Source organism: Bradyrhizobium iriomotense (genome assembly GCF_018130765.1).
In the GTDB taxonomy this organism is placed as follows: domain Bacteria; phylum Pseudomonadota; class Alphaproteobacteria; order Rhizobiales; family Xanthobacteraceae; genus Bradyrhizobium; species Bradyrhizobium iriomotense_A.
The window spans coordinates 141,111-165,928 of record NZ_JAFCJZ010000012.1 but is presented as its reverse complement, the minus strand read 5'-3'; the positions used below and the strand labels follow the sequence as shown (position 1 = coordinate 165,928).

The following is a 24,818-nucleotide window of genomic DNA, read 5'->3' as shown; positions in this document are numbered from 1 at the left end:
AAGTGCCGTAGGGTGGGCAAAGCGAAGCGTGCCCACCAAACCCGTCGTGTGATCGGAGAGATATCGTGGGCACGGCGCTTTGTGCCTTTGCCCACCCTACGGCACCTGGAAATGGATTACCTTGTCGGAACCGGCTTGGCGCCGCGGTAGTCGTAGAAGCCGCGCTGGGTCTTGCGACCGAGCCAGCCGGCCTCGACATATTTCACCAGCAGCGGGCACGGGCGGTACTTGGAGTCGGCAAGGCCCTCGTGCAGGACCTGCATGATCGACAGGCAGGTGTCGAGACCGATGAAATCGGCAAGCTCGAGCGGACCCATCGGATGGTGCGCGCCGAGCTTCATCGCCGCGTCGATCGCCTCGACATTGCCGACGCCTTCATACAGCGTGTAGATCGCTTCGTTGATCATCGGCAGCAAAATGCGGTTGACGATGAAGGCCGGGAAATCCTCGGAGACCGCGACCTGCTTGCCGAGCTTGGCGACGAATTCCTTGGCCGCCTCGAAGGTCGAGTCGTCCGTGGCGATGCCGCGGATCAGCTCGACCAGCTCCATCAGCGGCACCGGATTCATGAAGTGGATGCCGATGAAACGCTCGGGCCGGTCGGTGGCGGCGGCAAGGCGGGTGATCGAGATCGAGGACGTGTCGGAGGCGACGATCGCCTCGGGCTTCAAGATGGCGCAGAGCTCGTGAAAGATCTTGCGCTTGACCTCTTCCTTCTCGACCGCGGTCTCGATCACCAGATCGCAGTCGGCGAGGTCGTCGAACTTCTCGGCGGCCACGATGCGCGACAGCGCCTGGGTCTTGGCGTCCTCGGTGACGACCTTCTTGGAGACCTGGCGCGCCAGATTGCCGTTGATGGTGGCCATGCCCGACTTGAGGCGGTCGGCCGAAACATCGTTGAGCACCACGTCGAAGCCGGCGAGCGCCGCAACATGCGCGATGCCATTGCCCATCTGACCCGCGCCGATCACGCCGACCTTCTTGATCACTGCCGCCATAATGTCATCCACCGGAACGGCGCGCATATCGCGCCCTGCCTATCCCCTGAGCCGGGAGGTCTGATTTGACCAGAAGCCTGATTTAATCAGAACCTTGGCTCGAAACCTAGATTGGATCGCTTCGAAGGCGTGCCCCACGCCAAAGAAAACGCCTCAAAAATGAAACACCGGCCGGAGTTTATACCTCCGGCCGGTGTTTTGAACGCGTTTTACTTGCCGAGCTTGCCCAGTTCGGCCGTCAGCTCCGGAACCGCCTGGTAGAGGTCGGCGACCAGGCCGTAATCGGCGACCTGGAAGATCGGCGCGTCCTCGTCCTTGTTGATCGCGACGATCACCTTGGAGTCCTTCATGCCGGCCAGATGCTGGATCGCGCCGGAAATACCCACGGCGACATAGAGCTCGGGGGCCACGACCTTGCCGGTCTGGCCGACCTGCCAGTCGTTCGGGGCATAGCCGGCGTCCACCGCCGCACGCGAGGCACCGACACCGGCGCCCAGCTTGTCAGCCAGTGGCTCGATGTACTTGGCAAAATTCTCGCGGCTCTGCATGGCGCGGCCACCGGAGACGATGATCTTCGCCGAGGTCAGCTCGGGACGGTCGCTCTTGGCGACTTCCTCGCCGACGAAGGACGACAGGCCGGGATCGGCGGCTGCCGCCACGGCCTCGACCGGCGCGCTGCCGCCTTCGCCCGCTGCGGCGAAGGTGGAGGTGCGGACCGTGATGACCTTCTTGGCGTCCTTCGACTTCACCGTCTGGATGGCGTTGCCGGCATAGATCGGACGCTCATAGGTATCGGGGGCGACCACCTTGATGATCTCCGAGACCTGCATGACGTCGAGCAGGGCGGCGACACGCGGCATCACGTTCTTGAAGCGCGAGGTCGCGGGCGCGACGATCGCGTCATAGGACGGGGCCAGCGAGACGATCAGCGCGGCCAGCGGCTCGGCGAGATCGTGCGCGTAGAGCTCGCCGTCGGCGAGCAGCACCTTCTTCACGCCGGCAAGCTTGGCAGCAGCATCCGCCGCGGCCTTGGCGTTCTGGCCGGCCACCAGCACCTCGACGTCCGCGCCGAGCGCGGCAGCCGCGGTCAGGGTCTTGTTGGTCGCATCCTTGAGCGACGCATTGTCGTGTTCGGCAATCAGAAGCGTCGTCATCAGAGCACCCCGGCTTCGTTCTTGAGTTTCGACACCAGCTCGGCGACGTCCTTGACCTTGACGCCCGCCTTGCGGCCCGCCGGTTCAGTGGTCTTGAGAACCTCGAGGCGCGCGGCGATATCGACGCCGTAATCGGCAACGGTCTTCTCCGCGATCGGCTTCTTCTTCGCCTTCATGATGTTCGGCAGCGAGGCGTAGCGCGGCTCGTTGAGACGGAGGTCGGTGGTGACGATCGCCGGTCCCTTCAGCTTGACGGTCTGCAGACCGCCGTCGACTTCGCGCGTGACTTTGAAGTCAGAGCCTTCGACCTCGAGCTTGGAGGCGAACGTCGCCTGCGACCAGCCGAGCAGCGCGGCCAGCATCTGGCCGGTCTGGTTACTGTCGTCGTCGATCGCCTGCTTGCCGAGGATGATGAGGCCAGGCTGCTCTTCCTCAGCAACCTTCTTCAGGATCTTGGCGACGGCGAGCGGCTCGACGGTGCCTTCGGCCTTCACCAGGATGCCGCGATCGGCGCCCATGGCGAGACCGGTACGGATCGTCTCCGACGCCTGCGCAGGTCCAATGGAGACCACCACGACTTCGGTCGCCTTGCCGGCTTCCTTCAGGCGCAGCGCTTCCTCGACCGCGATTTCGTCGAACGGGTTCATCGACATCTTGACGTTGGCGAGTTCAACGCCCGATCCATCGCCCTTGACGCGGACCTTGACGTTGTAATCGACCACCCGCTTTACCGGCACTAAGACCTTCATCGATCCTCTTTCACTCAATTTGGGAGGGGGGTTATCAACTGGCGCGGAACCTAAAGGCCTGATCCGGCCCGGTCAACGCGCGAAGCGGCCAATTTTTAGACCTTAGAATTGCACCGCCCAAATAGGTCAGCGGTTCTGGCCCGGAACCCAGAGCACGTCCCCGGCGCCGTTATGGTTAGCGGCACGGCTCGCCACGAACAGGAAGTCCGACAGGCGATTCATATACTGGATGCCAGCCGCGCTGACGGGCTCACCCGGCTGGGCCGCCAGTTCCACGATGACGCGTTCCGCCCTGCGGCATATCGTACGCGCGACATGGAGGTAGGCCGCGGCCGGCGTACCGCCGGGGAGCACGAAAGAGGTGAGCGGCGCGAGCTTGTCGTTGAGCGCGTCGATATCGCGCTCAAGCCGTTCCACCTGGCTCGCGACCACCCGCAGCCGCTCGGCCTTGCCTTCACGTTCGGGCACCGCGAGATCGGCGCCGAGGTCGAACAGATCGTTCTGGATGCGGCCGAGCATCGCGTCGAACTCGGGCATGTCATGGGTATGGAGCCTGACAACGCCGATTGCGGCATTGGTTTCGTCGACCGTGCCATAGGCCTCGATGCGTAAATCGTATTTCGGACGGCGCTCGCCCGAGCCGAGCGCTGTCGTGCCGTCGTCACCGGTCTTGGTATAGATGCGGTTCAATACCACCATGACAGATTCCTCGATCTTAGGTCATGACCTTGTCGGAAAACCGCTTCGCACTTTTCCGGATCATGCCCTACCGTCCCATCGCCCAGACCGCGGTCATGGCGATGACGATCGCCACGAACTGCAGCAGCACCCGCCAGCGCATCAGCTTCTGCGAGGTGTTTGGCGAGCCGCCACGCATCATGTTGACGAGACCGAGCAGCAGCACCAAAGCCACGGCGCCGACCGCGATCGGCAGGATGAAAGTACTCAGGATAAATGCCATCTGAGGGTAGATAACACCGTGTGCGGCGGTTCGCCATGGCGTTCCCGATCTGGCTTTTAAGCCAATAATATCAGAAGCTAGCTGGATGATTTCCGATTTGCGCGAGCGGCCTGCCTTCTTCGCCTCTCCCCGCTTGCGGGGAGAGACCGACGCGCGGCGGGTGAGGGGGAGTCTCCGCGAACCCAACTGTCACCGTCCCCGCGGAGAGTCCCCCTCACCCGCAAGCGGGGCGAGGCGAATTCGGGCCGCAAGCGGAGTGAGAGCAACATTGCTCTGGAGCAAGCCGTGAAAGCGATCCGCTACATCTATGTCGTGGTGGAGGACGCGTTCTACACGTTCCTGGCCGACGACGGCTGGGCGATCGCAAGCCATATCGCGCTGTCGACGCTGATGGCGCTGTTCCCGTTCCTGATCGTGCTGACCTCGCTCGCCGGCTTCTTCGGCTCCAAGGAACTCGCCGATCAAGCTGCCAGCCTGATGCTCGAGGTCTGGCCCAAGCAGGTCGCCGATTCGATCTCGGGCGAAATCCACGACGTGCTGACCACTACCCGCACCGGCGTGCTGACGATCGGCGCGGCGCTGTCGGTCTACTTCGCCTCGAACGGCGTCGAAGCGCTCCGCGTCGCGCTCAACCGCGCCTATGCCGTGGTGGAGATGCGGCGGTGGTACTGGCTGCGGCTGGAATCGATCGGCTACACGCTGGTCGCGGCCTTCACCGCGCTCGCCATGGCGTTCCTGATCGTGCTCGGTCCGCTCTTCATCGAGGCGGCGCGGCGCCATATCCCGCTGTTCGTCGAATCCAACGAAAGCATCCTCACCTGGCTGCGCTACGGCATCACCATCGGCGCACTGGTGGTGGCGCTGGTGATCCTGCATGCCTGGCTGCCGGCGGGCCGGAGGAGCTTCTTCCAGATCATGCCCGGCATCGTCTTCACGATCGTGGCGTCGCTGATCTCGGGCATCGTCTTCGGACAATATCTGGCGCGCTTCGCCAACAATTACGTGACGATGTATGCGGGGCTCGCCTCGGTGATCATCGCGCTGGTGTTTCTGTATTTCATCGCCGCGATCTTCGTTTACGGCGGCGAGCTCAATGCCGCGATCATCAAGTCGCAGCTACCTCACGGCGTGTCGCTTCAAGCAGCGCAGTCGCTAGAGCCCGCGGAGACACAGGCTTGACCAGGAAGGCGTCGGCGCCGGCCTCGCGCGAGGCCGCCTCGTCCTCGCCGCGCCCGGAAACCCCGATGATGGGGATTTGAGCCAGCGGTGCCGGCATGGTGCGGATTCGCCTAATCGCCTCGACGCCGTCGATGCCCGGCAACACCATGTCCATCAGCACCGCATCGAAGGCGCCCTGCTCCAGCCGGTTCACGGCATCTTCGCCGCGCCCGATGAACTCGGCGTGATGGCCAAGCTCGGTGAGGATGGTGTTGAGCACGACGCGGCCGAACGGGTTGTCCTCGACGCTGAGCACGCGGAGCGCAGCCACCGCGTCCGCCTCGGCCTGGCCCTTCGATTTGCGGGACCTGGCCGGCCCCGTCGCATCCAGCGACACCGTCAGTGTGAAGGTGGCGCCGCCGCCACCGCGCGGCGCGACGGAGATGTCGCCGCCCATCGCGCGCGCCAGCTGCTTCACCGAGGACAGCCCGAGGCCGGCGCCGCCGAAACGCGAGGCGATGGTGACATTGGCCTGGGTGAATGGGCGGAACAGCCGCTTGATCTCGGCCATGGTCAGGCCGATGCCGCTGTCGGACACCGCGAAGGCGACACCGACCCTGGCTTTGCCCTTTGCCTTGCCCGTTTTGGCAGGACGCCAGGGCGCCACCGCCAGCGCCACGCCGCCCTGCTCGGTGAACTTCACGGCATTGTCGATCAGGTTCTCGAGCGCGGCGCGCAGGCGGACGGGATCACCGACCACCAGCCCCGGCAGCTTGTCGGATATCTCGACCTGGGCCTGGAGCCCCTTGGCCGCCGCGCGTCCGGCGAGCGAATCGCCGGTGCTGCGTGCGAGCGCCCGCAAGTCGAACAGATCCTGCCGCAGCGTGCTGCCGCCCTTCCCGGCTCCCTTGCCCGTCTTGGCAGCGTCCACGAACAGCGTGGCAAGACTCGCCAGATGCTCGGCGCCGGCCTTGATGGTGTCAGCCCAGCGCCTCTCCCGCTCGCCGAGATCGGAGGTCGCGAGCAGATCGCTGATCGCGAGAATGCCGGTCAGGGGGGTGCGGACCTCGTGGGCAAAGGCGGCGAGCGCCGCCTGGACCACATCTGGCGCGGCAGCCTTGGTGGCGCGCTTGCGCGACCGCCCGCCCGCCCCGGACCGCTTCCGAGGCGGTCGCCTGGACGTCCGCGTAGTGCGCACTGCGCGCGTTTTCGCCGCCATAATTCCCCTTCGAAGTATCCGCTTCGAACCCGGGCCGTGAGGCGAGCATGGCACGACGGAACCCCCGGAGTCACGGCAGCGTTTCGCTAACCCCCAGAGAAACTTAACCTAATCCCACCAGCCGGCGGACACTGGCGGGTGTGGCGCCAGCAGCGCGCAACTCCCGCAGTCCCGTCGAGCGGCTGGATTTCGACAGCTTCCGCCCCTCGCCGTCGCGAATCAGGGCATGGTGGCGGAAGGCGGGTTCCGGCAGGCCAAGCAGGACCTGGAGCAGGCGGTGGACCGCAGTTGCGTGAAACAGGTCCTGCCCCCGCACGATCTCGCTGACGCCCTGGAGCGCATCATCGACGACCACCGACAGATGGTAGCTGGTCGGCGTCTCCTTGCGGGCCAGGATGACGTCGCCCCAGGCCTCCGGTCGCGCCGGGACGGTGTCGCGCTCGCCGTCGGGTCCCTCGCCGAGCTCGTTCCAGCTCAGGCCGTCAACGCGGCGGCAGGCGGCCGCCATGTCGAGCCGCAGCGCGTAGGGCGCGCCCGCGGCGACCAGTCGTGTGCGCTCGTCTGAAGACAGCGATTTGGCGTCACCGGGATAGAGCGGTGCGCCGTCGGGATCGCGCGGCCACGGCCCGTCGGCCTCGCGCACGGCCACCAGCCTTGCGATCTCAGCCCGGCTTTCGAAGGCGGGATAGACGAGGTCCAGCGCCGCGAGTCTCTCGAGCGCGGCACGGTAATCGGAAAGATGCTCCGACTGCCGCCGCACCGGCGTCTCCCAGGCAATCCCGAGCCAGGCGAGGTCCTCATAGATCGCCGTCTCGAACTCCGGCCGGCAGCGCGTCGCATCGATGTCCTCGATCCGCAGCAACAGCCGCCCGCCGGTTTCTCGCGCGCGATCGAAGTTGAGCAGCGCGGAATAGGCGTGGCCGAGATGCAGGAAGCCGTTCGGGCTGGGGGCAAATCGGAAAACGGGTGGCATGAATTCTCGCGCTATTCGTCATTGCCAGGCTTGACCCAGCAATCCATCCTCCATGACTCTGTTACGATAGGAGATGGATGGCCGGGTCAAGCCCGGCCATGACGCCGGAGAGAGTTTACCGAGCCCCATGACCATCCATCTCGAAACCCAGTCCGATCTCGAAGAGGCCGTCCACGCGCTGATCAAGCGCGATCCGCGCCTCAAGCCCGTGCTGGCGACCGCGGGCATGCCGGCGTTGCGGCGGCGCGAGCCGGGCTTTACGGGGCTCGCACACATCGTCTGCGGGCAGCAGCTTTCGACCGCCAGCGCATCGGCGATCTGGGGGCGGCTGTCCGCCGCTTTCGATCCGTTCGATCATGATGCCGTGCGCCGCGCCCGCACCGACCGGCTGGGGCGGCTCGGCCTGTCCGCCGCCAAGATCAAGACGCTGAAGCATCTGGCGCGCGAGATCAATGCGCAGCGGCTGAATCTCGAGGTGCTCGCGGAGGAAGATGCCGACGCTGCGCACCACACGCTGATCTCGCTGCCCGGCATCGGGCCGTGGACGGCGGACGTCTATCTCTTGTTCTGCCTCGGCCACGGCGATGCCTGGCCGGCCGGCGACCTCGCCGTGCAGGAGGGCATCAAGATCGGGCTCGGCCTCAAGGCGCGGCCGACGGAGAAGCAGATGGCACCGCTCGCCGAGCCCTGGCGCCCGCTGCGCGGCGCGGCCGCGCATCTGTGGTGGAGCTATTATCGCGCCGTGAAGAAGCGCGAGGGTGTGCTCGCCGGAAACTAAATTTTGCGCATGATCTTTCCGGAAAACCGCTTCGCACTTTTCCGGATCATGCTCTAGCCTCGCAGCCGCTCGCGATCGGCGCGGGCGCATTCGGCCACGAAGTCGACCACGGCCCGCACCGCGGACAGTTCGACCAGATCGGGATGGGCGAGCAGCCAGAGGTCGGCGACGCTGACGAGCTTTTGCGGCGCGACGCGCACGAGGTCCGGATACGTTTCCGCGACGAAGCAGGACAGCGCGGAGATTCCGATCCCCGCGCGCACCGCCGCCAGCATGTCGCCCTGCGACGAGCAACGCATCACCACGGTGCCCTGGCGCGTGATCGCATCGCTCCAGCGTGCCAGCTGCGCGTTGGAATCCTGGTCGGCGAAGCCGATGACGCTGTGCCCCTTCCACTCGCCGCTGCGCTCCGGCAGGGACCGGCCGGCGGCATAGTCGCGCGAGGCATAGAAGCCGGTGCCGAGGCGGCCGATCTTGCGGCCGACCAGGTTTTCCTCGCCGCTATCGACCGGCCGCAGCACGACGTCGGCCTCGCGGCGCCGCACGCTGGCCGGGAACGGATGGGTGATGATCTCGAGCCGGATGTGATCATGCGCGCCGAGAAAGGATCGCAGCCGCGGCATCAGCCAGTGCGAGGCCAGCGTCGCGCCGATCGACAGCTTGACCGTGCCGCGCGCCTTGCGCCCGCCGGCACCAACGGCAGCCTCGGCCCGGAGCGCGGCCGCCGCCATCGCCTCCGCATGCTCGCGCAGGGTACGGCCGTCGGCGGTGAGCACGAATCCATCGGCGGCACGCGCCAGCAGTTTTGTACCGAGCTGTTCCTCCAGAGCGGCGATCTTGCGGCTGACGGTCGGATGGCTCGCATGCAGACGCTTTGCCGCGGCGGTGAAGCTGCCGGTATCGGCGACCGCAACGAAGGTCTTGCAGAGGTCCCAATCCATCGCCGCCTCCGTTCAGATCTGAATATTCGCTTGTTCAATATTGAACGATCACCTGCCCGCCGTCCAACCTATAGTGCGGTCAAACCGCCAGGCGAGGACACGCCCGCCGGCGCGACAAATCGACATGGAAGCGCTCACAATCGGCCGGCAGGCCGTTGACGCGCGTTATCAGGAGGATCGGATGGCACTGCCCGCCTTGCTCAAGAACAATCTGGAGCTGCCCGTCGTCGGCTCGCCGCTCTTCATCGTCTCCGGACCGGAGCTGGTGATCGCCCAGTGCAAGGCGGGTGTCGTCGGCTCGTTTCCCGCGCTCAATGCCCGCCCCGTCGAGAAGCTCGACGAGTGGCTGAGCCGCATCGAGGACGAGCTCGGCGAATACAAATCGCGCAATCCCGGCAAGAAGGTCGCCCCCTACGCCGTCAACCAGATCTGCCATGCCTCCAACGACCGGCTTATGAAGGACATGGAGACCTGCGTGAAGCACAAGGCGCCGATCATCATCACCTCGCTACGGCCGCCGGCGGAGATCGTCGAGGCCGCGCATTCCTATGGCGGGCTGGTGTTCCACGACGTCATCAACGTCAAGCATGCGCGCAAAGCCGCCGAGCAGGGTGTCGACGGCCTGATCCTGGTCTGCGCCGGCGCGGGCGGACATGCCGGCACGCTGTCGCCATTCGCACTGGTGCGCGAGGTCAAGCAATGGTTCGATGGCGCGATCCTGCTGTCGGGCGCGATCAGCGACGGTTTCGGCATCGCCTCCGCGCTGACGCTGGGCGCCGACCTCGCCTACATGGGCACGCGCTTCATCGCCACGCAGGAAGCCAACGCCGATGAAGCCTACAAGTCGGCGCTGACGCAGCATGCTGCGCACGACATCGTCTACACCAACCTGTTCACCGGCGTGCACGGCAACTATCTGGGACCCTCGATCGCCGCCGCAGGGCTGGATCCGGACAATCTCCCGGCCGCCGACAAATCGAAGATGAACTTCGGCTCGGGCGGCAACATGAAATCCAAGGCGTGGCGCGACATCTGGGGATCGGGCCAGGGTATCGGCCAGATCCTGGATGCGCCGCCGGTCGCCGAGCTGGTCGACCGGTTGAAGGGCGAGTTCGATCAGGCCCGGCAGGATTTCCTGATGCGCGCCAGCGCCTGACGTCTCGAACTGGTAGAAATGAAAAACGGGAGGACATCATGAAGCTCGCAGCCGCACTGATCGGCCTGTCGCTGCTGACGCTTGCGACCGGAACCGCCCGCGCCGAAGGCGGTGGCGAGATCCGCATCGGCCAGACCCTGCCCTATAGCGGCCCGGCCTCCGGCTTCGGCGCGATCGGACGGACGCAGGAGGCGTTCTTCGAGAAGGTCAATGCCGAAGGCGGCATCAACGGCCGCAAGGTCAAGTTCATCACGCTGGACGACGCCTACTCGCCGCCGAAGACGGTCGAGCAGACCCGCAAGCTGGTGGAGCAGGACGAGGTGCTGATGATGTTCGGCTCGCTCGGCACCGCCACCAACAGCGCCGTGCAGCGCTACCTCAACGGCAAGAAGGTGCCGCAGCTGTTCGTGCTCTCGGGCGCGACGAAATGGGCCGATCCGCAGAAATATCCGTGGACCATGCCGGGCATGGCCGCCTACGAATCCGAAGGCGTGGTCTATGCCAAGCACGTGCTGCGGACCAAGCCCGGCGCCAAGATCGCCATCCTGTCCCAGAACGACGATTTCGGCCGCGACTATGTCGCGGGCTTCAAGCGCGCGCTCGGCGAGAAAGCCGCAAGCATGATCGTGGCGGAGCAGACCTACGAGACCAGCGCACCGACGATCAGCTCGCAGCTCTCGACCCTGAAGGCATCGGGCGCCGACGTGCTGTTCGGCGTCGTGCTCGGCAAGTTCACCTCGCAGATGGTCAAGGGCGTGGCCGAGATCGGCTGGAAGCCCGAGCTGTTCTTCGTGCCGACGTCGGCCTCTTCGATCTCGTTCCTCGAGCCGGCCGGGCTCGACAACGCGGTCGGCCTGATCTCGTCGAGCAACCAGAAGGACACGATGGACCCGCAATGGGCCAGCGATCCCGGCGTGAACGACTACTTCGCCTTCATGAAGCAATACATGCCGACCGCGGACCTCTCCAACTCCAACTACGCGGCCGGCTACCACTATGCGACGCTGCTGATGACGGTGCTGACGGCATGCAAGGACGATTTCAGCCGCGACAACATCATGCGCCAGGCCGCCTTGCTGAAAGAGGTGAAGCTGCCGCTGCTGCTGCCGGGCATGTCTGTCACCACCGGCCCCGACGACTATCTGCCGTTCCAGCAGTTGCAGCTCCGCCGCTTCAACGGCAAGAGCTGGGTCGGGTTCGGCGACGTGCTGGACGATCGCTAGACTGGAACAGGGTAAGGACACGCCATGATCATCAGCGGCGAACGCCGGATCGGCTATGACGAGATCCAGTCGCGCATCAGACGGGCAGCGAGCGGGCTTCGCGAGCTGGGCCTTCGCGAGGGCGCTCCGGTCGCCATGATGCTGCGCAACGACTTTGCGCTGTTCGAGGTGGTTGCGGCCTCCGCCGCGCTGGGCAGCCCGGTGGTGCCGATCAACTGGCATCTCAAGGCCGAGGAGGTCCGCTACATCCTGACCGACAGCGGCGCGGAGATCCTGGTCTGTCATGCCGATCTGCTGCCGCAGATCCGCGTCGGCCTGCCCGAGGATGTGCGCCTGCTCGTCGTCGCGACGCCACCGGAACTCGCGGCGACCTTCACCATTCCCCCTGAGCTGATCCAGGTCCCGGCGGGCCTGACCGATTGGGATCGCTGGCGCGACAGCCATCCGGAAATGCAGGAGCCGCCACGCCGTGCTGCGGCGATGATCTACACGTCGGGGACCACGGGCATGCCGAAGGGCGTGCGGCGGATGCCGATGCAGCCCGAACAGGCGGCCGCCTCCGAGCGCGTCGGCGCGATCGCCTATGGCATCAAGCCGAGGGACAACCAGGTCGTGCTGATCAACGGGCCGATGTATCACTCGGCGCCGCACTCCTACGGCATGCTGGCATTCCGCAGCTTCTGCACCATCGTCCTCCAGGCACGGTTCGACGCCGAGGAGCTGCTGGCGCTGATCGAGCGCCACCGCGTCACGCATATCCACATGGTGCCGACCATGTTCGTCCGGCTGCTGCGGCTGCCCGAGAACGTGAGACAGCGCTACGACCTCTCCTCGCTGCGCTTCGTCGTGCACGGCGCCGCGCCCTGCCCGCCCGAGATCAAGCGCGCCATGATCGATTGGTGGGGACCGGTCATCAACGAATATTTCGGCTCGACCGAGACCGGCATCCCGGTGTGGCACTCGGCCGAAGAGGCGTTGAAGAAGCCGGGCACAGTCGGCCGCGCCATCGAAGGCGGCATCGTCAAGATTTTTCGCGACGACGGCAGCCTCTGCGGCACCGGCGAGGTCGGCGAGATCTACATGCGCCAGACCGCAGTGCCCGATTTCGACTATCACGGCAAGGCGCAGGCGCGGGCAGAGGCCGGGCGCGACGGCCTCGTCAGCGTCGGCGACGTCGGCTATCTCGACGAAGACGGCTATCTGTTCCTGTGCGACCGCAGGCGCGACATGGTGATCTCGGGCGGCGTCAACATCTATCCCGCCGAGATCGAGAACGTGCTGATCGCCATGCCCGGCGTGCGCGACTGCGCCGTGTTCGGCATCCCCGACGCCGAATTTGGCGAGCGGCTGTGCGCCTGCATCGAGCCGGAGACCGGCGCGCAGCTCTCCGCCGCCGCGGTGCAGGCGTTCCTGCGCGAGCGATTGGCCAACTTCAAGGTACCGAAGGAGGTCCAGTTTCTGGATGCCCTGCCCCGCGAGGCGACAGGAAAGATCTTCAAGCGCAAGCTGCGCGATCCCTACTGGGCGAACCAAACCTAGCAGGACGCGAACGAACAGCGTTTAAAACTATGTTGAGGTTGCAAACGGCGCGCGCATGGTCGATGAGATGCCGGTGCGCATCAGAGCCGGGATCGACATCATGACAGCCTCCGACTTCATCGTTGCACGGGACAATCTCGAAGCCTGCAAGACGATCGCAACCGGGCTTCCCGCGATCGACGCGCTGCCGCAGGATGCACTCCTCGTCAGAGTCGAGCGCTTCGCATTCACCGCGAACAACATCACCTATGCCGTGATGGGCGACGAGCTGAAATACTGGCAGATCTTTCCCGCACCTGAGGGATTCGGCAACATTCCGGTGTGGGGCTTTGGCGAGGTGATCGCCTCGAAACATCCGAATGTCCCGGTCGGCGAGCGCCTGTTCGGCTATTTCCCGATGGCGACGCATCTCGTGATCGAGGCGACCGACGTCAGCAAGCGCGGCCTGCGCGACGGCGCCGCGCACCGGCAGGGCGTGGCACCGGTCTACAATGCCTATGCGCGCGTCGGCGGCGATCCCGCTTATACCGGGCGGCAGGGCGATTACCAGGCGCTGCTGCGGCCGCTGTTCATGTTGTCGTTCCTGGTCGACGACTTCCTCGCCGAGAACGACGATTTCGGCGCGCGCGCCGTGCTGCTGTCGAGCGCATCGAGCAAAACCGCGTTCGGCCTTGCACATCTGCTTCACACGCGCGGCCGCAAGGTGATCGGCCTGACCTCATCGGGCAATACCGGCTTTGTCACCTCGCTCGGCTGCTATGATGAGGTCGTCACCTATGACCGCGTGACGTCGTTGCCATCGGACGCGCCGGTCGCCTTCGTCGACATGGCCGGCAACAGCGAGCTGCGCACCACGCTGCACCGGCATTTCGGCGACCAGATGAAATGCTCGGTACGCGTCGGATTGACGCATCGTGCCACCGAGCCCGACGAAGGCGCACTGCCCGGCGCAAAGCCGCGCTGGTTCTTTGCGCCCGATCACATCCGCAAGCGCGCCAAGGAGTGGGGCCCGGGCGGCATCGAGCAGCGCCTTGGTGCGGCTTGGGCCGGCTTTGCGCCGATGTTGGAGCGATGCCTGACCGTGATCGAGAGCCGGGGACCCGAAGCGGTGCGGCAGGTCTATCTCGACGCGCTGCAGGGCCGCATTCCGCCTGAGCAGGGCCATATGCTGTCGCTGCTCGGGTAAAGCGCTTTTGACATGGACTGATCCAGTATAGCGTCAACCTCAGAGGAAACGCCGCGAAGACGGCCACGAGGTCGCCAATGCTGGACAGGACGAAGGATATTTCCGTCGCCGCACAAGCCTGGCTCGACGATTTCGAGCGGACGCTGGGCAAACCCGATCGCGAAGCACTCGCCCGCCTATTCGTCGCCGAATGTTTCTGGCGCGATGTGCTGGCACTGAGCTGGAACCTGCAAACGATCGCCGGCCACGATGCAGTCGTTCGGGCGCTGACAGCGCTTGCACCAAAGACCGCGCCAACCAATTTCAAGCTGGCTCCGAACCGCGCGCCGTCGCGCTGGGTGACGCGCGCCGGCACGAACAACATCGAAGCCATCTTCAGTTTCGAGACCGCGATCGGCCGCGGCAGCGGCATCGTGCGGCTCATCCCTGATGCCGCCGACGGCGACCGTCTGAAGGCATGGACGCTGCTCACCGCGCTCGACGAGCTCAAGGGCTTCGAGGAGCAACTCGGCACCTCGCGACCGCGCGGCCAGGCCTATTCGCGCGATTTCCGCGGGCCCAACTGGCTCGACCTGCGCAACGCCTCGCGCGACTATTCCGATCGCGACCCGGCCGTGCTGGTGGTCGGCGGCGGCCAGGCCGGGCTCGCGATCGCGGCACGGCTGAAGCAGCTGAAGGTCGACACCCTGATCGTCGATCGCGGGATGCGGATCGGCGACAATTGGCGCAAGCGCTATCACGCGCTCACCCTGCACAACCAGGTGCAGGTCAATCACATGCCCTATATGCCGTTTCCGCCGAGCTGGCCGGTCTATATCCCCAAGGACAAGCTCGCCAACTGGTTCGAAGCCTATGTCGATGCCATGGAGCTGAATTTCTGGACCGGCACCGAGTTCGAGGGCGGCGCCTATGACGAGGCCAAGGGCCACTGGACCGTCACGCTGCGCCGGGTCGACGGCAGCAAGCGCACCATGCATCCGCGCCATGTGGTGATGGGGACCGGCGTCAGCGGCATTGCCAATATTCCAGACATTCCGACCCTCGACAATTTCAAGGGGACGCTGGTGCATTCCAGCCGCTACGAGGACGGCGAGAACTGGACAGGCAAGCGCGCCATCGTCATCGGCACCGGCAACAGCGGTCACGACATCGCGCAGGACCTTCATTCCAGCGGCGCCGAGGTGACCCTGGTACAGCGCTCGCCGACGCTGGTCACCAATATCGAGCCGTCGGCACAGCTCGCCTACGCCACCTACAACGAGGGCACGCTCGAGGACAACGATCTGATCGCGGTCTCGATGCCGACGCCGCTCGCCAGGAAGACGCATGTGATGCTGACCGAGCAGTCGAAGCAGCTCGACAGGGAGCTGCTCGAGGGCCTTTCCGGCGTCGGCTTCAAGCTCGATTTCGGCGAGGCCGGCACCGGCTGGCAGTTCAAATATCTCACCCGCGGCGGCGGCTATTATTTCAACGTCGGCTGCTCCAACCTGATCGTCGAAGGCAAGATCAGCCTTAGGCAGTTCTCCGACATCGAGAGCTTCACGGCCGCAGGCGCACGGATGAAGGACGGCACGGACATCGCGGCCGACCTGATCGTGCTCTCGACCGGCTACAAGCCGCAGGAATATCTGGTGCGAAAGCTGTTCGGCGACGCCATCGCCGACCGCGTCGGCCCGATCTGGGGTTTTGGCGACGGCTTCGAGCTGCGCAACATGTACGCACGCACGAAGCAGCCCGGCCTCTGGTTCATCGCCGGCAGCCTCGCGCAATGCCGCATCAACTCGAAATACCTCGCGCTGCAGATCAAGGCGATCGAGGAAGGGATTTTGGGGCGGACGTAGACACAGCCGTCATTCCGGGGCGCGCGCAGCGCGAGCTATGATGCGCAATTGCGCATCTGAGAATCTATCCATCCTCGAAATATGCCGCGCAATGGATTCCGGGTTCACGCTTCGCGTGCCCCGGAATGACAGAAAGGAAGCACCCATGCCAGCCATTCTCGGCAGCGGCGAGCACCGCTACCGCGTCGTCGAAAATTTCGCGAAGCTGCCTGACGGCTGGCAGCTGACTGACGTCGCCTCCGTCGCGGTCGACAGCAAAGACCGAATCTACGTCTTCAACCGCGGCGCCCACCCGATGGTGGTGCTGGACCGCGAGGGCAACTTCCTCCGCAGTTTTGGCGAAGGCCTGTTCTCCCGCGCACACGGCCTGCACATCGATGCCGACGACAATCTCTATTGCACCGACGACGGCGACCATACGGTGCGCAAATGCACCACCGACGGCAAGGTGCTGCTGACGATCGGCATCCCCGCAAAGCCGGCGCCGTTCATGAGCGGCGAGCCATTCCACCGCTGCACCCACACCGCACTGTCGCCGAAGGGCGAGATCTACGTTTCCGACGGCTATGGCAATGCGCGCGTGCACAAGTTCACGCCCGACGGCAAGCTGATCAAAAGCTGGGGCGAGCCGGGCACCGATCCCGGCCAGTTCAACATCGTGCATAATATCGCGACCGATGCCGACGGCTGGGTCTATGTCGCCGACCGCGAGAACCATCGCGTGCAGGTGTTCGACGGCGAGGGCAAGTACGAGACGCAGTGGAACAATTTGCACCGGCCCTGCGCGCTGTGCTGCTGCGGCGGGGCCAAGCGCCCGACCTTCGTGATCGGCGAGCTCGGTCCCGGCCTCGACATCAACCGCAACGTGCCCAATCTCGGCCCGCGGCTGTCGATCGTCGATGCGCAGGGCAAACGCCTCGCACGGCTCGGCGGCGAGGCAGGGCCAGGCGTTGCCAGCGGTAAATTCCTGGCGCCGCACGGCATCGCGCTGGATTCGAAGGGCGACATCTATGTCGGCGAGGTCGGCGTGACCAACTGGAAGACGAGCTTTCCGGACGAGGGCATGCCGGCCGTGGTGCGCGCGACGCGGTGCCTGCAGAAGCTGGAGCGGGTACTGGAATGAGGCATTGGCGATCGCCCGGCGGTTCCGGGCCGGCCTTGCCCGCCCCTCCCCGAATCACGGCGTTTTTGGGCGCTTCGCCACCCCGCCGCCGCATTGGCTGCGGCTGAATAAGTCGCTCAACGGGCTTCACAATCCCGTCACGCTGCATGTAGTATGTCAGTACATGCTGCTTCGCAGCGTATATTGGAGGCCGGGAGCGTTACTTGAACGCACATGTCTCGCAAGGCAGTTGGCCGGTGTTGGTGCTGAATGCGGACTTCCGGCCGCTGAGTTACTACCCACTGTCTCTGTGGTCGTGGCAGGACGCGATCAAGGCGGTGTTCCTCGATCGCGTCAACATCGTCGCCCATTACGACCAGGCAGTTCGAAGTCCGACGTTAGAGATGCAATTACCGAGCGTGGTTTCGCTCAAATCCTTCGTGAAGCCGACCACCCATCCCGCCTTCACCCGGTTCAACGTCTTCCTGCGCGATCGTTTTGCCTGCCAATATTGCGGCTCGCCCGAAGACCTCACCTTCGATCACATCATCCCTCGCAGCAAAGGCGGTCAGACCACCTGGGAGAACGTGGTCGCGGCATGCTCGCCGTGTAACCTCCGCAAGGGCAACCTCACCCCGGCGCAGGCAAAAATGTTTCCGCGCCAGAGCGCGTTCGCCCCGACCGTGCACCAGCTCCACCGCAACGGCCGCCTGTTCCCGCCGAACTATCTGCACGACAGCTGGCTGGACTACCTGTACTGGGATACGGAGCTGGATCCGTAGGATCCGGCGACCGGCGGACTGTTGACGATGCTGGCAGCCGTGACGATCGCTGCCATCATTTGCGAGCTCAGCTCATCAAAGCTGCCATCGTCCGCCGATAGCGCCTCGCTTTGACTCATCCATACAACCGCTGTAGTTGAGGATTTCGACCAGAACACGCTCTCGCCGCAGACGATCGGTATTCGAGCGAAATCGGAATACCGGGACGATGGTGCGTGCAAGCAGTTGGCTGAAAGTCGTGTCGTCGCTCGTCCTTGCGCTCGCCCATAGCGCCGCTGCACGGAGCACGACATCTGAGCTCACCCCTGCCGGTAAAGCGATTCTCGAAGCCACTATCGCAGGTGATGGCCGGCCGCTGTCCGACCGCCCGGGGCCAACCAGACCAATCGTCTTTCCGTTGGCAATGTGCACCTTCCCCGGCGGTCTCTGCGGCGCGGTACGGCGCGACGGGAGCGTCGCCGTGCCGCCGCGATACGACTGGGTCGGCACGTTCTCAAGTGGGCGCGTCGCCGTGCGCAGCGGCGGCCTTTATGGCTTCGTCGATGAGACCGGGCGCGAGATCGTGTCGCCGCGCTATCGCATCGTCGGCGACTACAGGTTCGGCTTCGCGCAGGTCGATATCGACGGCAAGTCCGGCCTGATCGATCGTGACGGCAAGCTGATGATCGAACCGCGGTACGGCTTTATTCAAGCCATTGCGCCCGATCGCTTCCGCGTCGCGGACAAGCGGCCGCTGGGAGAAGCGATCGACGTCGCGCAATTCCCCGATGAGAGCGACGCTCCGCAGAGCGACAGCAGCTGGGTCGTTGGCGCTCCCGAAAGCACCGGAACCATCGATCGCAACAGTCAATGGATCGAGCCACCCGGCACACGCATCTTCGATCCCGGCGAGCGGTCCGTCCGCATCGCCTCCAGGGTGTTTCCCCGCCAAGGTCCCGCAGAGATCCTATGGGGGCTTCAGCGCGGCGATGGAAGCTGGCTCGTCAAGCCGCAATTCGACCAGATGAATGCGCTCGGCGACGGGCTCGCCCGCATCAGGAGAACGGGAAGACCGGCTTCATCGATCGCGACGGTCAAGTCGTTATCCCGCCCGTTTTCGATGAAGCATGGGCCTTCGCGCCAGGCTCCGCCCACACGGCGGCGCGGCAAGCCAGGAGCGTGGGCGCGATCGACCGCACCGGCGCCTGGATATTCCAAATGGAGGCTGGTGCAATCCGGAGAGCTATTTCCCCCGAAGGCGGACTGCCGTTCGGATGGCATTTCGAGCGTCGCGAGAAATGGGGCCTGCTCGATTTAGACGGCCGTGTCCTGCTGGAAGCCGAGTTCGATAACCCCGTCCAACGCTGCCCCGATGGCCATCTCGCCGTCTTCCAGGATGGCCAATGGCGCTATTTCAGAAGCGACGGCACTCCATTGCAGCCACCCCGCAACGGCCAGATAGTCGGTGCCGGCTGCGCATCGCCCGCACCCTATGTCGTGAAGGCCAGCGACAAGTTTGGGCTCATGGACGGCGACGCCAAGGAGATCACCCCGCCCGACTTCGATGCACTGGTCCCAGTGACCAACGGTGTCTGGAACGCGAAACGCAACGGCAAGTGGGGACGCATCGGACCTGACGGTCATTGGCTGCTCGAGCCGAAATTCGACGATCTGTCGCGAGGCAATCCCATCATTGTCGCAACGGTGAACGCCAAGCGCGGTCTCCTGAAGGCGGATGGAAGCTGGCTAGTCGAACCGAAATTCGACGCTGCACGGCTGATCGACCCCGAAGCAGCGTTGGTCACCACGGATGGCGCATCCGGCATCATCAGCCTGAATGACCAATCATGGATCGTCGTCCTGCGGCGAACCGCAATGTGCGAGATCACTCACGGGATTCTGTCGCAGAACGATGGGCACCGCACCATCCTCTCGCGCAGGGGAGAGACGTGGATCGACGCCGACGTCGACCGGCTCGGGATCGATCTGGAGGCCGGGCTGCTACCGTTCCTCAAAGACGGCAAATGGGGCCTGATGGACACCGCCGGCACAGTCACGATCCAGCCGATCTATGACGAACAGGTCAGCTTCCGGCCAACACTTCGCGGCATCGCCTGGGCCAAGCGCGACGGCCGCGCCTGCCCGATCGACCGGCACGGCCAAGATATTCCGGGCATGGCATGCATCGAGAAGAGCCGAGCGAACGAGGGTGGCGGTTACTTCAGATGCGCAATCGAATGACTAGAATTTCGCTTGGCTGATGCGTCTTCACACCCCGATCGCATTCCGCGCCACTACGTCGCGGTAGAACGCCGCGCTCAGTTTCGGCACCCTCGCCTGTGTCTCGAAGTCGACCCGATAGAGCCCGAACCGTTTCCCGTAGCCGAAGATCCATTCGAAATTATCCATCAGGCTCCAGAGGAAATAGCCGCGGATCGGCACGCCCTCGCTGATCGCGCGCTGCATCTGGGTCAAATAGTTGCGCAGGAACATGATGCGGTCGAGGTCGTAGACCTGGCCGTCGGCGGCGATCCTGTCCTCGGACGAGGTGCCGTTCTCGCTGATGTAGATCGTCTCGATGTTCCAGATTTTTGCGGCGAGGCGCGGCGCCCAATAGATCACCTCGGGGCCGACCCGCAGCCATTCCGAATTCATGTGCGGGAACGAGGTCGGGAACGGCAGCACGTGGAAGCCCGGCGCGCGGTCGGAGGCGGTGACGTAGAACTGCGGCGCGTAGATGTTGAGGCCGACGAAATCGTTCGGCGTGCTGATGATCTTCAACTCCTCCGCGGTGAATTTCGGAGCGTTCGCGCCGGCATAGGCGAGGAAGCCGTCGGTGTACTTGCCCTCCAGCACCACGCCGAGGAAGCCGGCGTTGAGCTCACGCGTCGCAATCTCGGCGGCGCGGATGTTGTCCGGCGTCGCGATCGCCGGAACGCAAGCGGCGATGTTCTCGGCGGCACCAACTCTCGTGCCGGCACGCCCCGAGGCGCGGATCGCCTGCACGGCGAGCCCGTGTCCCAGCGCAACGTGATGACGCGCCTGGTTGAGCTGCGCGGCCGGCAGCTTGAGGCCGGGCGCGTCGATGCCCCAACCATAGCCGAAATTCACGAAGCGCCCGACCTCGTTCACGGTGAAGACGGTCTTGACGCGATCGGTCAGGCGCGCGGCAACATAAGCGGCGTAGTCGGCAAACGCCTTAGACGTGTCGCTCGACTGCCAGCCGCCGACGCGGTCCTGCAGCGCCTGCGGCAGGTCCCAGTGATAGAGCGTGGCGTAGGGCTCGATGCCGCTCGCGAGCAGCTCGTCAACGAGACGGTTGTAGAAGTCGAGCCCTTTCGGATTGGGCTGGCCCGATCCTTCCGGGAACACGCGTGGCCAGGCAATGGAGAAGCGATAGGCCTTGACGCCGAGCGCCCTAATCAGCGCGACGTCCTCCTTGTAGCGGTGATAGTGCTCATTGGCGCGGTCGCCGGTCGAGCCATCCTCGATCTTGCCGGGCGTATGGCTGAAAATGTCCCAGATCGACTTGCCGCGGCCGTCCTCGTTGACGGCGCCTTCGATCTGGTAGGACGAGGTCGCCGTGCCCCAGAGAAAATCCTTCGGGAAGGGCGCGCGGCGGTCGATCGATGCCGGCGTTTCATTCTCCGCGGCCCTGGCGCCTGTCGCGGCGCCAAGCGCGGCGAGACCCGCAAACCTTGTAAATTCGCGCCGCGAGACATCAGCTGGCATCGCTATCTCCGCGCCTGCTCCATATCGATCTGATAAGCGGAAATCCTGTCGATCTCGAAGGCCACGCTGGGCGGCGATTCAGCATCGACCGGTCCTACGCCAACAAAGAATTTCGATCCGATCGCCAGGTTGACGATCATGTACATGGGATCGTCGAAGCCGATCGGCACCTTGATGTCGGACACCGGCCTGCGGTCGATGAAATAGACCAGGCGGTCCTCCTGCCACAGCACACCGTAATTATGGAACGCGCTCGAAGCATCGCCGATCGCGAAATCGAAGCCGCAGGACTGGATCTTCTGGGTCGACGGTATCCGCCAATGCGTCGTCATGACGAGATCGCCCGGCTTCTCGCCGCGGCCTTCCAGAACGTCGACCTCGGGCGGCCAGCCGCCGTCATCCGCCAGCATCCAGAACGCCGGCCACACCGCATGGCCGACCGGGACTTTTGCGCGGATCTCGAAATAGCCGTGCTTCTGCGCGAACGTGCCCTGGGTCGTCAGGATCCCGGAAATGTACTCGTTGTTGAACAGCGCGGGTTTCAATTCCGGCGGCGTGCGGCTGGCGACGATCGACAGCACGCCGTCCTTGACCCTAAACGGATCGAGCCCGAGCGGAGCTGCGGCGCGGCCGGCATAGCGCGGATCGACATAGATCTGCTGCTCGCCATTGGCGCTGGTCTTGCGCTTGAAGTCGGAGCCGTCGCCGCCCCAGTAGCGTGCCTCCGGCCATGCCGCGCCGCCGGCATAGTGCGGCACCCAGTGACCTGTCGCGAGCGGATGCTCGTTGAAATCGTCGTTGAACGTCCGGCGCAGCGTCAGGAACGCGAGCGAGGTGGGATTGACCGTCTCCAGCCTGCGGCACTCGATCGTGGAAGGATCGGTCGTCACTTGCAGCGACATCGTGCCGGGCGCATCACCGAGATCGTCCTGCGCGACGACAGGCGCAGGCACGGCCGACAGACCGATCGCGACCAGAGCACCCTTCGTCCAACGGTCGATCATCATTCCACTTCGAAGATGTCAGGAGAGAAAGGTTAACGCCTCTGTATTTCGGCGCGCAAGTAAGGGCAGGCCGCGCCGGCGGGCGATTAAGAAAACTGGGGTACGCTTGCAAAGCCGGGGCCCGCGGAACTGCAAACAGGGCATTGCCAGCGAATCCTGCGATAGTCGTTACGGTGTATTAAACCTATGGTGGCAATTTGGCTGCGATCCGCGGACCTACCTGCCAGGCCGCGGATCTCTCAGGTCCGGGGTCGTCGCTGATGTTTGCCGAGACACTTGAAGCGGTCCAATCCTCGCCGTCGAAGCGGACAATCTATGTCCGCTTCGTGCTCGCGGCGCTGGCGGTGATGGTTCTGTTCAAGACGTTCAGGTTCGGTCACTGGATCGCCTGGCAGGTCCACGAGCTGTCCGATTTCGACGCCTTCTATATCGTCGCGCGAGAGATCTGGCACGGTCAACTCGATCTGGCTTACCGGTTCGAGACCCTGATCAAGCTTCAGCAGGCATTTACCGGTTCGACCAGCTTCATGCCCTGGACTTATCCGCCGCAATTCGACCTGCTGTTGGCGCCATTCGCACTTCTGCCGGAGGGTATCGCCTATCTGCTGTTCGTCACCGTGACACTGACGGCCTATCTGCTGACGCTTCGTACGATTGCTGGCAAGGATTTTGCGCATGTCCTGGTCGTCATGTTTCCCGCGCTCGCGATCACGGTCGGCTGCGGACAGAATGGCTTTCTCACGGGCACCCTGATCGGTATCGTCTGCCTCAATGTCGAGCGGCGCCAGGTCGTGGCTGGTCTTGCGCTGGGCGCGATGGTGATCAAACCGCATCTGGCCATCGCTGCCGGCTTCTACATGCTTGCGACGCGCCGTTGGACGGCACTTGCGACCGCTACGACAGTCGTACTCACGAGCTCGCTCGCCTGCACGTTGGTGTTCGGATGGCAGATCTGGACCGCATGGCTCGGCGCAATCAGGGAATCGTCGATCTTCCTGGATCGCGGTTTTTATCCGCTATTCCGCATGGTCTCGACCTACGCCGCGCTCGGCCGGGCCGGCCTGCCCTCGAGTATTGCCTTTTGGGCGCAGGCGGCTGCCGCGAGCCTTGCCCTGTTTGCAGTCGCGCTTGCTGTCTGGCTCGGAACGACACGCAGGGCGTCGCCCGCGTTTGCGATCGGTGTCGCCTCCCTGGTCTCGGTGATGATCAGTCCCTACGCCTATGACTATGACTTGCCGATCATCGGGATCGGCCTTGCCTTGATACTTCCTGACCTCACGCAAATGGCGAATGCGCGCGAGCGCAGCTTCGTCTACGGACTGATCCTGCTTGCTGGCGCCTACGGAATGCTGCAATCAGCGCGGCTCGCCGCGCAGTTCGGCAATGATGCGGATCTGACCGGAATGGAGGACAAGCTCGCGCCATCCATCGGGGGCTTCGCGATGATGGCGCTGCTGGCCCTGTTGCTGCGGCTCCTGTGGCGGGCAACGCAGCCTGTGGCCGCAGTACCTCAGCCCGCGGAATAATTCCGGCCCGCTGCAATGCCAGTGTCACGCCCCCAAGCGTGAGCGCCATCGCCGCCCATTCGCGCAGACCCAGCGGCTCGCCGAGGATGATCGCGGCGGAGATCACGCCGATCACGAGGACCATCAGCATGCCGGTCGACGCTGCGGTCGGTGGCAGGCGGCGCAGCGTCTCGAACCAGGTGACGTAGCAGAGGCCCGTGGGCGGCCATTGCTGGAGCAACAGCTTCATCAGCGGCCAGTTCAGCGCCCAGCCGAACGCCGTCACGCAAAGGCAGAGAGAGCCGATCGTCCTGTCGTGCCGGGCCGGATCCATGGATAGCGTTTAGCAGGCCCCCCGCTCGACCTCGGCTGGTGCATGCAGGCCATCGCGGAGCAGGGAACCCGAAGCCAGGCCGCTCGTTCACAGGGGAGGCCCGACGCTCTCGGATACATCGCGGGAGCGGTATCCGGGGCCGCCACAGCACAAGGGGAGACACCTCATGCCCACCGCCGAGAAGGATCACGTCTACAAGATCCTGGAGCTGGTCGGATCATCCGAGACCTCGATCGAGGATGCGATCAAGAACGCGATCGGCCGCGCCGCCAAGACCGTCCGCGAGATGAAATGGTTCGAGGTGGTGCAGACGCGCGGCCACATCGAGAACAACGCCGTGCGCCACTATCAGGTGACGCTGCGGGTCGGATTCACACTGGAAGGGTGACGCGGCCGACGCCGGGCAAAACCGTCACGCCGCGGCAGCGTGGTTAACATCTGCCGACGAGAGTCGATCAAGATCTATCGACTCGGACCCGGTTGAATACGGACCGCGCACAATCA

At 64.6% G+C, this 24,818-nt stretch carries 22 protein-coding genes and 3 pseudogenes; 14 read left to right on the top strand and 11 right to left on the bottom strand.

What is annotated here, in order from left to right; all coding sequences use genetic code 11:
* Positions 1-116 precede the first annotated feature (116 nt).
* From JQ635_RS21445 to JQ635_RS21425, 5 genes are all read right to left on the bottom strand, one after another.
* Positions 117-998 (bottom strand): 3-hydroxybutyryl-CoA dehydrogenase, encoded by an 882-nt coding sequence (locus JQ635_RS21445; protein WP_211411770.1) that lies wholly within the window; start codon positions 996-998, stop codon positions 117-119.
* A 209-nt stretch (positions 999-1,207) separates the two neighbouring features.
* Positions 1,208-2,152, bottom strand: a complete 945-nt coding sequence (locus tag JQ635_RS21440; protein ID WP_211411769.1) for an electron transfer flavoprotein subunit alpha/FixB family protein — start codon at positions 2,150-2,152, stop codon at positions 1,208-1,210.
* Entirely contained in the window at positions 2,152-2,901 is a 750-nt protein-coding gene (locus JQ635_RS21435) for an electron transfer flavoprotein subunit beta/FixA family protein (protein ID WP_211411768.1), read from the bottom strand. Before JQ635_RS21435 ends, JQ635_RS21440 begins: the two co-directional genes overlap by 1 nt.
* 126 nt (positions 2,902-3,027) lie before the next feature.
* Positions 3,028-3,600 (bottom strand): cob(I)yrinic acid a,c-diamide adenosyltransferase, encoded by a 573-nt coding sequence (locus tag JQ635_RS21430; RefSeq protein WP_211411767.1) that lies wholly within the window; start codon positions 3,598-3,600, stop codon positions 3,028-3,030.
* Positions 3,601-3,667: 67 nt separating this feature from the next.
* Positions 3,668-3,862 (bottom strand): twin transmembrane helix small protein, encoded by a 195-nt coding sequence (locus JQ635_RS21425; protein WP_211411766.1) that lies wholly within the window; start codon positions 3,860-3,862, stop codon positions 3,668-3,670.
* Positions 3,863-4,147: 285 nt separating this feature from the next.
* Between JQ635_RS21425 and JQ635_RS21420 the strand changes: the two genes are divergently transcribed.
* Positions 4,148-5,041, top strand: a complete 894-nt coding sequence (locus tag JQ635_RS21420) for a YihY/virulence factor BrkB family protein (protein ID WP_211411765.1) — start codon at positions 4,148-4,150, stop codon at positions 5,039-5,041.
* Here the strand turns inward: JQ635_RS21420 and JQ635_RS21415 are convergent.
* Together JQ635_RS21415 and gluQRS are read right to left on the bottom strand one after the other, a co-directional pair.
* A complete protein-coding gene (locus JQ635_RS21415) occupies positions 4,968-6,239 on the bottom strand; it encodes an ATP-binding protein (RefSeq protein ID WP_211411764.1) in 1,272 nt (423 codons plus the stop codon). The two genes, JQ635_RS21420 and JQ635_RS21415, sit on opposite strands and share 74 nt — an antisense overlap.
* 103 nt (positions 6,240-6,342) lie before the next feature.
* Positions 6,343-7,212, bottom strand: coding sequence for a tRNA glutamyl-Q(34) synthetase GluQRS (gene gluQRS / locus JQ635_RS21410; protein ID WP_211411763.1), 870 nt, complete (start codon positions 7,210-7,212; stop codon positions 6,343-6,345).
* Positions 7,213-7,339: 127 nt separating this feature from the next.
* Here gluQRS and JQ635_RS21405 point away from each other — a divergent pair, with 127 nt between their 5' ends.
* Positions 7,340-7,990 (top strand): DNA-3-methyladenine glycosylase family protein, encoded by a 651-nt coding sequence (locus JQ635_RS21405; protein WP_211411762.1) that lies wholly within the window; start codon positions 7,340-7,342, stop codon positions 7,988-7,990.
* A gap of 53 nt (positions 7,991-8,043) precedes the next feature.
* Here JQ635_RS21405 and JQ635_RS21400 read toward each other — a convergent pair whose 3' ends face one another.
* Positions 8,044-8,931, bottom strand: a complete 888-nt coding sequence (locus JQ635_RS21400; RefSeq protein WP_211411761.1) for a LysR family transcriptional regulator — start codon at positions 8,929-8,931, stop codon at positions 8,044-8,046.
* A gap of 181 nt (positions 8,932-9,112) precedes the next feature.
* Here JQ635_RS21400 and JQ635_RS21395 point away from each other — a divergent pair, with 181 nt between their 5' ends.
* The 10 genes and pseudogenes from JQ635_RS21395 (at position 9,113) to JQ635_RS21350 (ending at position 19,980) form a co-directional block, all read left to right on the top strand.
* Positions 9,113-10,087 (top strand): NAD(P)H-dependent flavin oxidoreductase, encoded by a 975-nt coding sequence (locus JQ635_RS21395; protein WP_211411760.1) that lies wholly within the window; start codon positions 9,113-9,115, stop codon positions 10,085-10,087.
* Between the two features lie 38 nt (positions 10,088-10,125).
* The gene (locus JQ635_RS21390; RefSeq protein WP_211411759.1) at positions 10,126-11,310 is read left to right on the top strand and encodes an ABC transporter substrate-binding protein; all 1,185 of its coding nucleotides are present in this window, start codon (positions 10,126-10,128) and stop codon (positions 11,308-11,310) included.
* 24 nt (positions 11,311-11,334) lie between these two features.
* Positions 11,335-12,849: an acyl-CoA synthetase gene (locus tag JQ635_RS21385; protein ID WP_211411758.1), complete on the top strand. Its 1,515-nt coding sequence runs from the start codon at positions 11,335-11,337 to the stop codon at positions 12,847-12,849.
* A gap of 100 nt (positions 12,850-12,949) precedes the next feature.
* Positions 12,950-14,035, top strand: a complete 1,086-nt coding sequence (locus tag JQ635_RS21380; RefSeq protein WP_211411757.1) for a DUF2855 family protein — start codon at positions 12,950-12,952, stop codon at positions 14,033-14,035.
* Between the two features lie 77 nt (positions 14,036-14,112).
* Positions 14,113-15,876 (top strand): flavin-containing monooxygenase, encoded by a 1,764-nt coding sequence (locus tag JQ635_RS21375; protein WP_211411756.1) that lies wholly within the window; start codon positions 14,113-14,115, stop codon positions 15,874-15,876.
* A gap of 145 nt (positions 15,877-16,021) precedes the next feature.
* Positions 16,022-16,999 carry a peptidyl-alpha-hydroxyglycine alpha-amidating lyase family protein gene (locus tag JQ635_RS21370; protein ID WP_211411755.1) on the top strand — a complete coding sequence of 326 codons (978 nt, stop codon included), beginning with the start codon at positions 16,022-16,024 and terminating at the stop codon, positions 16,997-16,999.
* 203 nt (positions 17,000-17,202) lie between these two features.
* The gene (locus JQ635_RS21365) at positions 17,203-17,760 is read left to right on the top strand and encodes an HNH endonuclease (protein WP_008543309.1); all 558 of its coding nucleotides are present in this window, start codon (positions 17,203-17,205) and stop codon (positions 17,758-17,760) included.
* A 208-nt stretch (positions 17,761-17,968) separates the two neighbouring features.
* Positions 17,969-18,787: pseudogene (locus JQ635_RS39025) on the top strand (WG repeat-containing protein); the annotation flags it as partial.
* A pseudogene (locus JQ635_RS39405) lies at positions 18,736-18,849 on the top strand (hypothetical protein); the annotation flags it as partial. The pseudogenes JQ635_RS39025 and JQ635_RS39405, both read left to right, overlap by 52 nt.
* Positions 18,850-18,957: 108 nt before the next feature.
* The gene (locus JQ635_RS21350; RefSeq protein WP_246583672.1) at positions 18,958-19,980 is read left to right on the top strand and encodes a WG repeat-containing protein; all 1,023 of its coding nucleotides are present in this window, start codon (positions 18,958-18,960) and stop codon (positions 19,978-19,980) included.
* A gap of 27 nt (positions 19,981-20,007) precedes the next feature.
* Here JQ635_RS21350 and JQ635_RS21345 read toward each other — a convergent pair whose 3' ends face one another.
* Both JQ635_RS21345 and JQ635_RS21340 read right to left on the bottom strand, forming a co-directional pair.
* Entirely contained in the window at positions 20,008-21,471 is a 1,464-nt protein-coding gene (locus tag JQ635_RS21345; RefSeq protein ID WP_211411753.1) for a GH1 family beta-glucosidase, read from the bottom strand.
* A 2-nt stretch (positions 21,472-21,473) separates the two neighbouring features.
* The gene (locus tag JQ635_RS21340; RefSeq protein WP_211411846.1) at positions 21,474-22,475 is read right to left on the bottom strand and encodes a glycoside hydrolase family 16 protein; all 1,002 of its coding nucleotides are present in this window, start codon (positions 22,473-22,475) and stop codon (positions 21,474-21,476) included.
* Positions 22,476-22,735: 260 nt separating this feature from the next.
* Here JQ635_RS21340 and JQ635_RS21335 point away from each other — a divergent pair, with 260 nt between their 5' ends.
* Positions 22,736-24,001: a glycosyltransferase family 87 protein gene (locus tag JQ635_RS21335; protein WP_211411752.1), complete on the top strand. Its 1,266-nt coding sequence runs from the start codon at positions 22,736-22,738 to the stop codon at positions 23,999-24,001.
* 73 nt (positions 24,002-24,074) lie between these two features.
* Here JQ635_RS21335 and JQ635_RS39020 read toward each other — a convergent pair.
* Positions 24,075-24,230 (bottom strand): annotated as a pseudogene (locus JQ635_RS39020) (hypothetical protein); the annotation flags it as partial.
* Positions 24,231-24,480: 250 nt separating this feature from the next.
* Between JQ635_RS39020 and JQ635_RS21325 the strand changes: the two are divergent.
* Positions 24,481-24,702 carry a dodecin gene (locus JQ635_RS21325; RefSeq protein WP_080135072.1) on the top strand — a complete coding sequence of 74 codons (222 nt, stop codon included), beginning with the start codon at positions 24,481-24,483 and terminating at the stop codon, positions 24,700-24,702.
* Positions 24,703-24,818 lie beyond the last annotated feature (116 nt).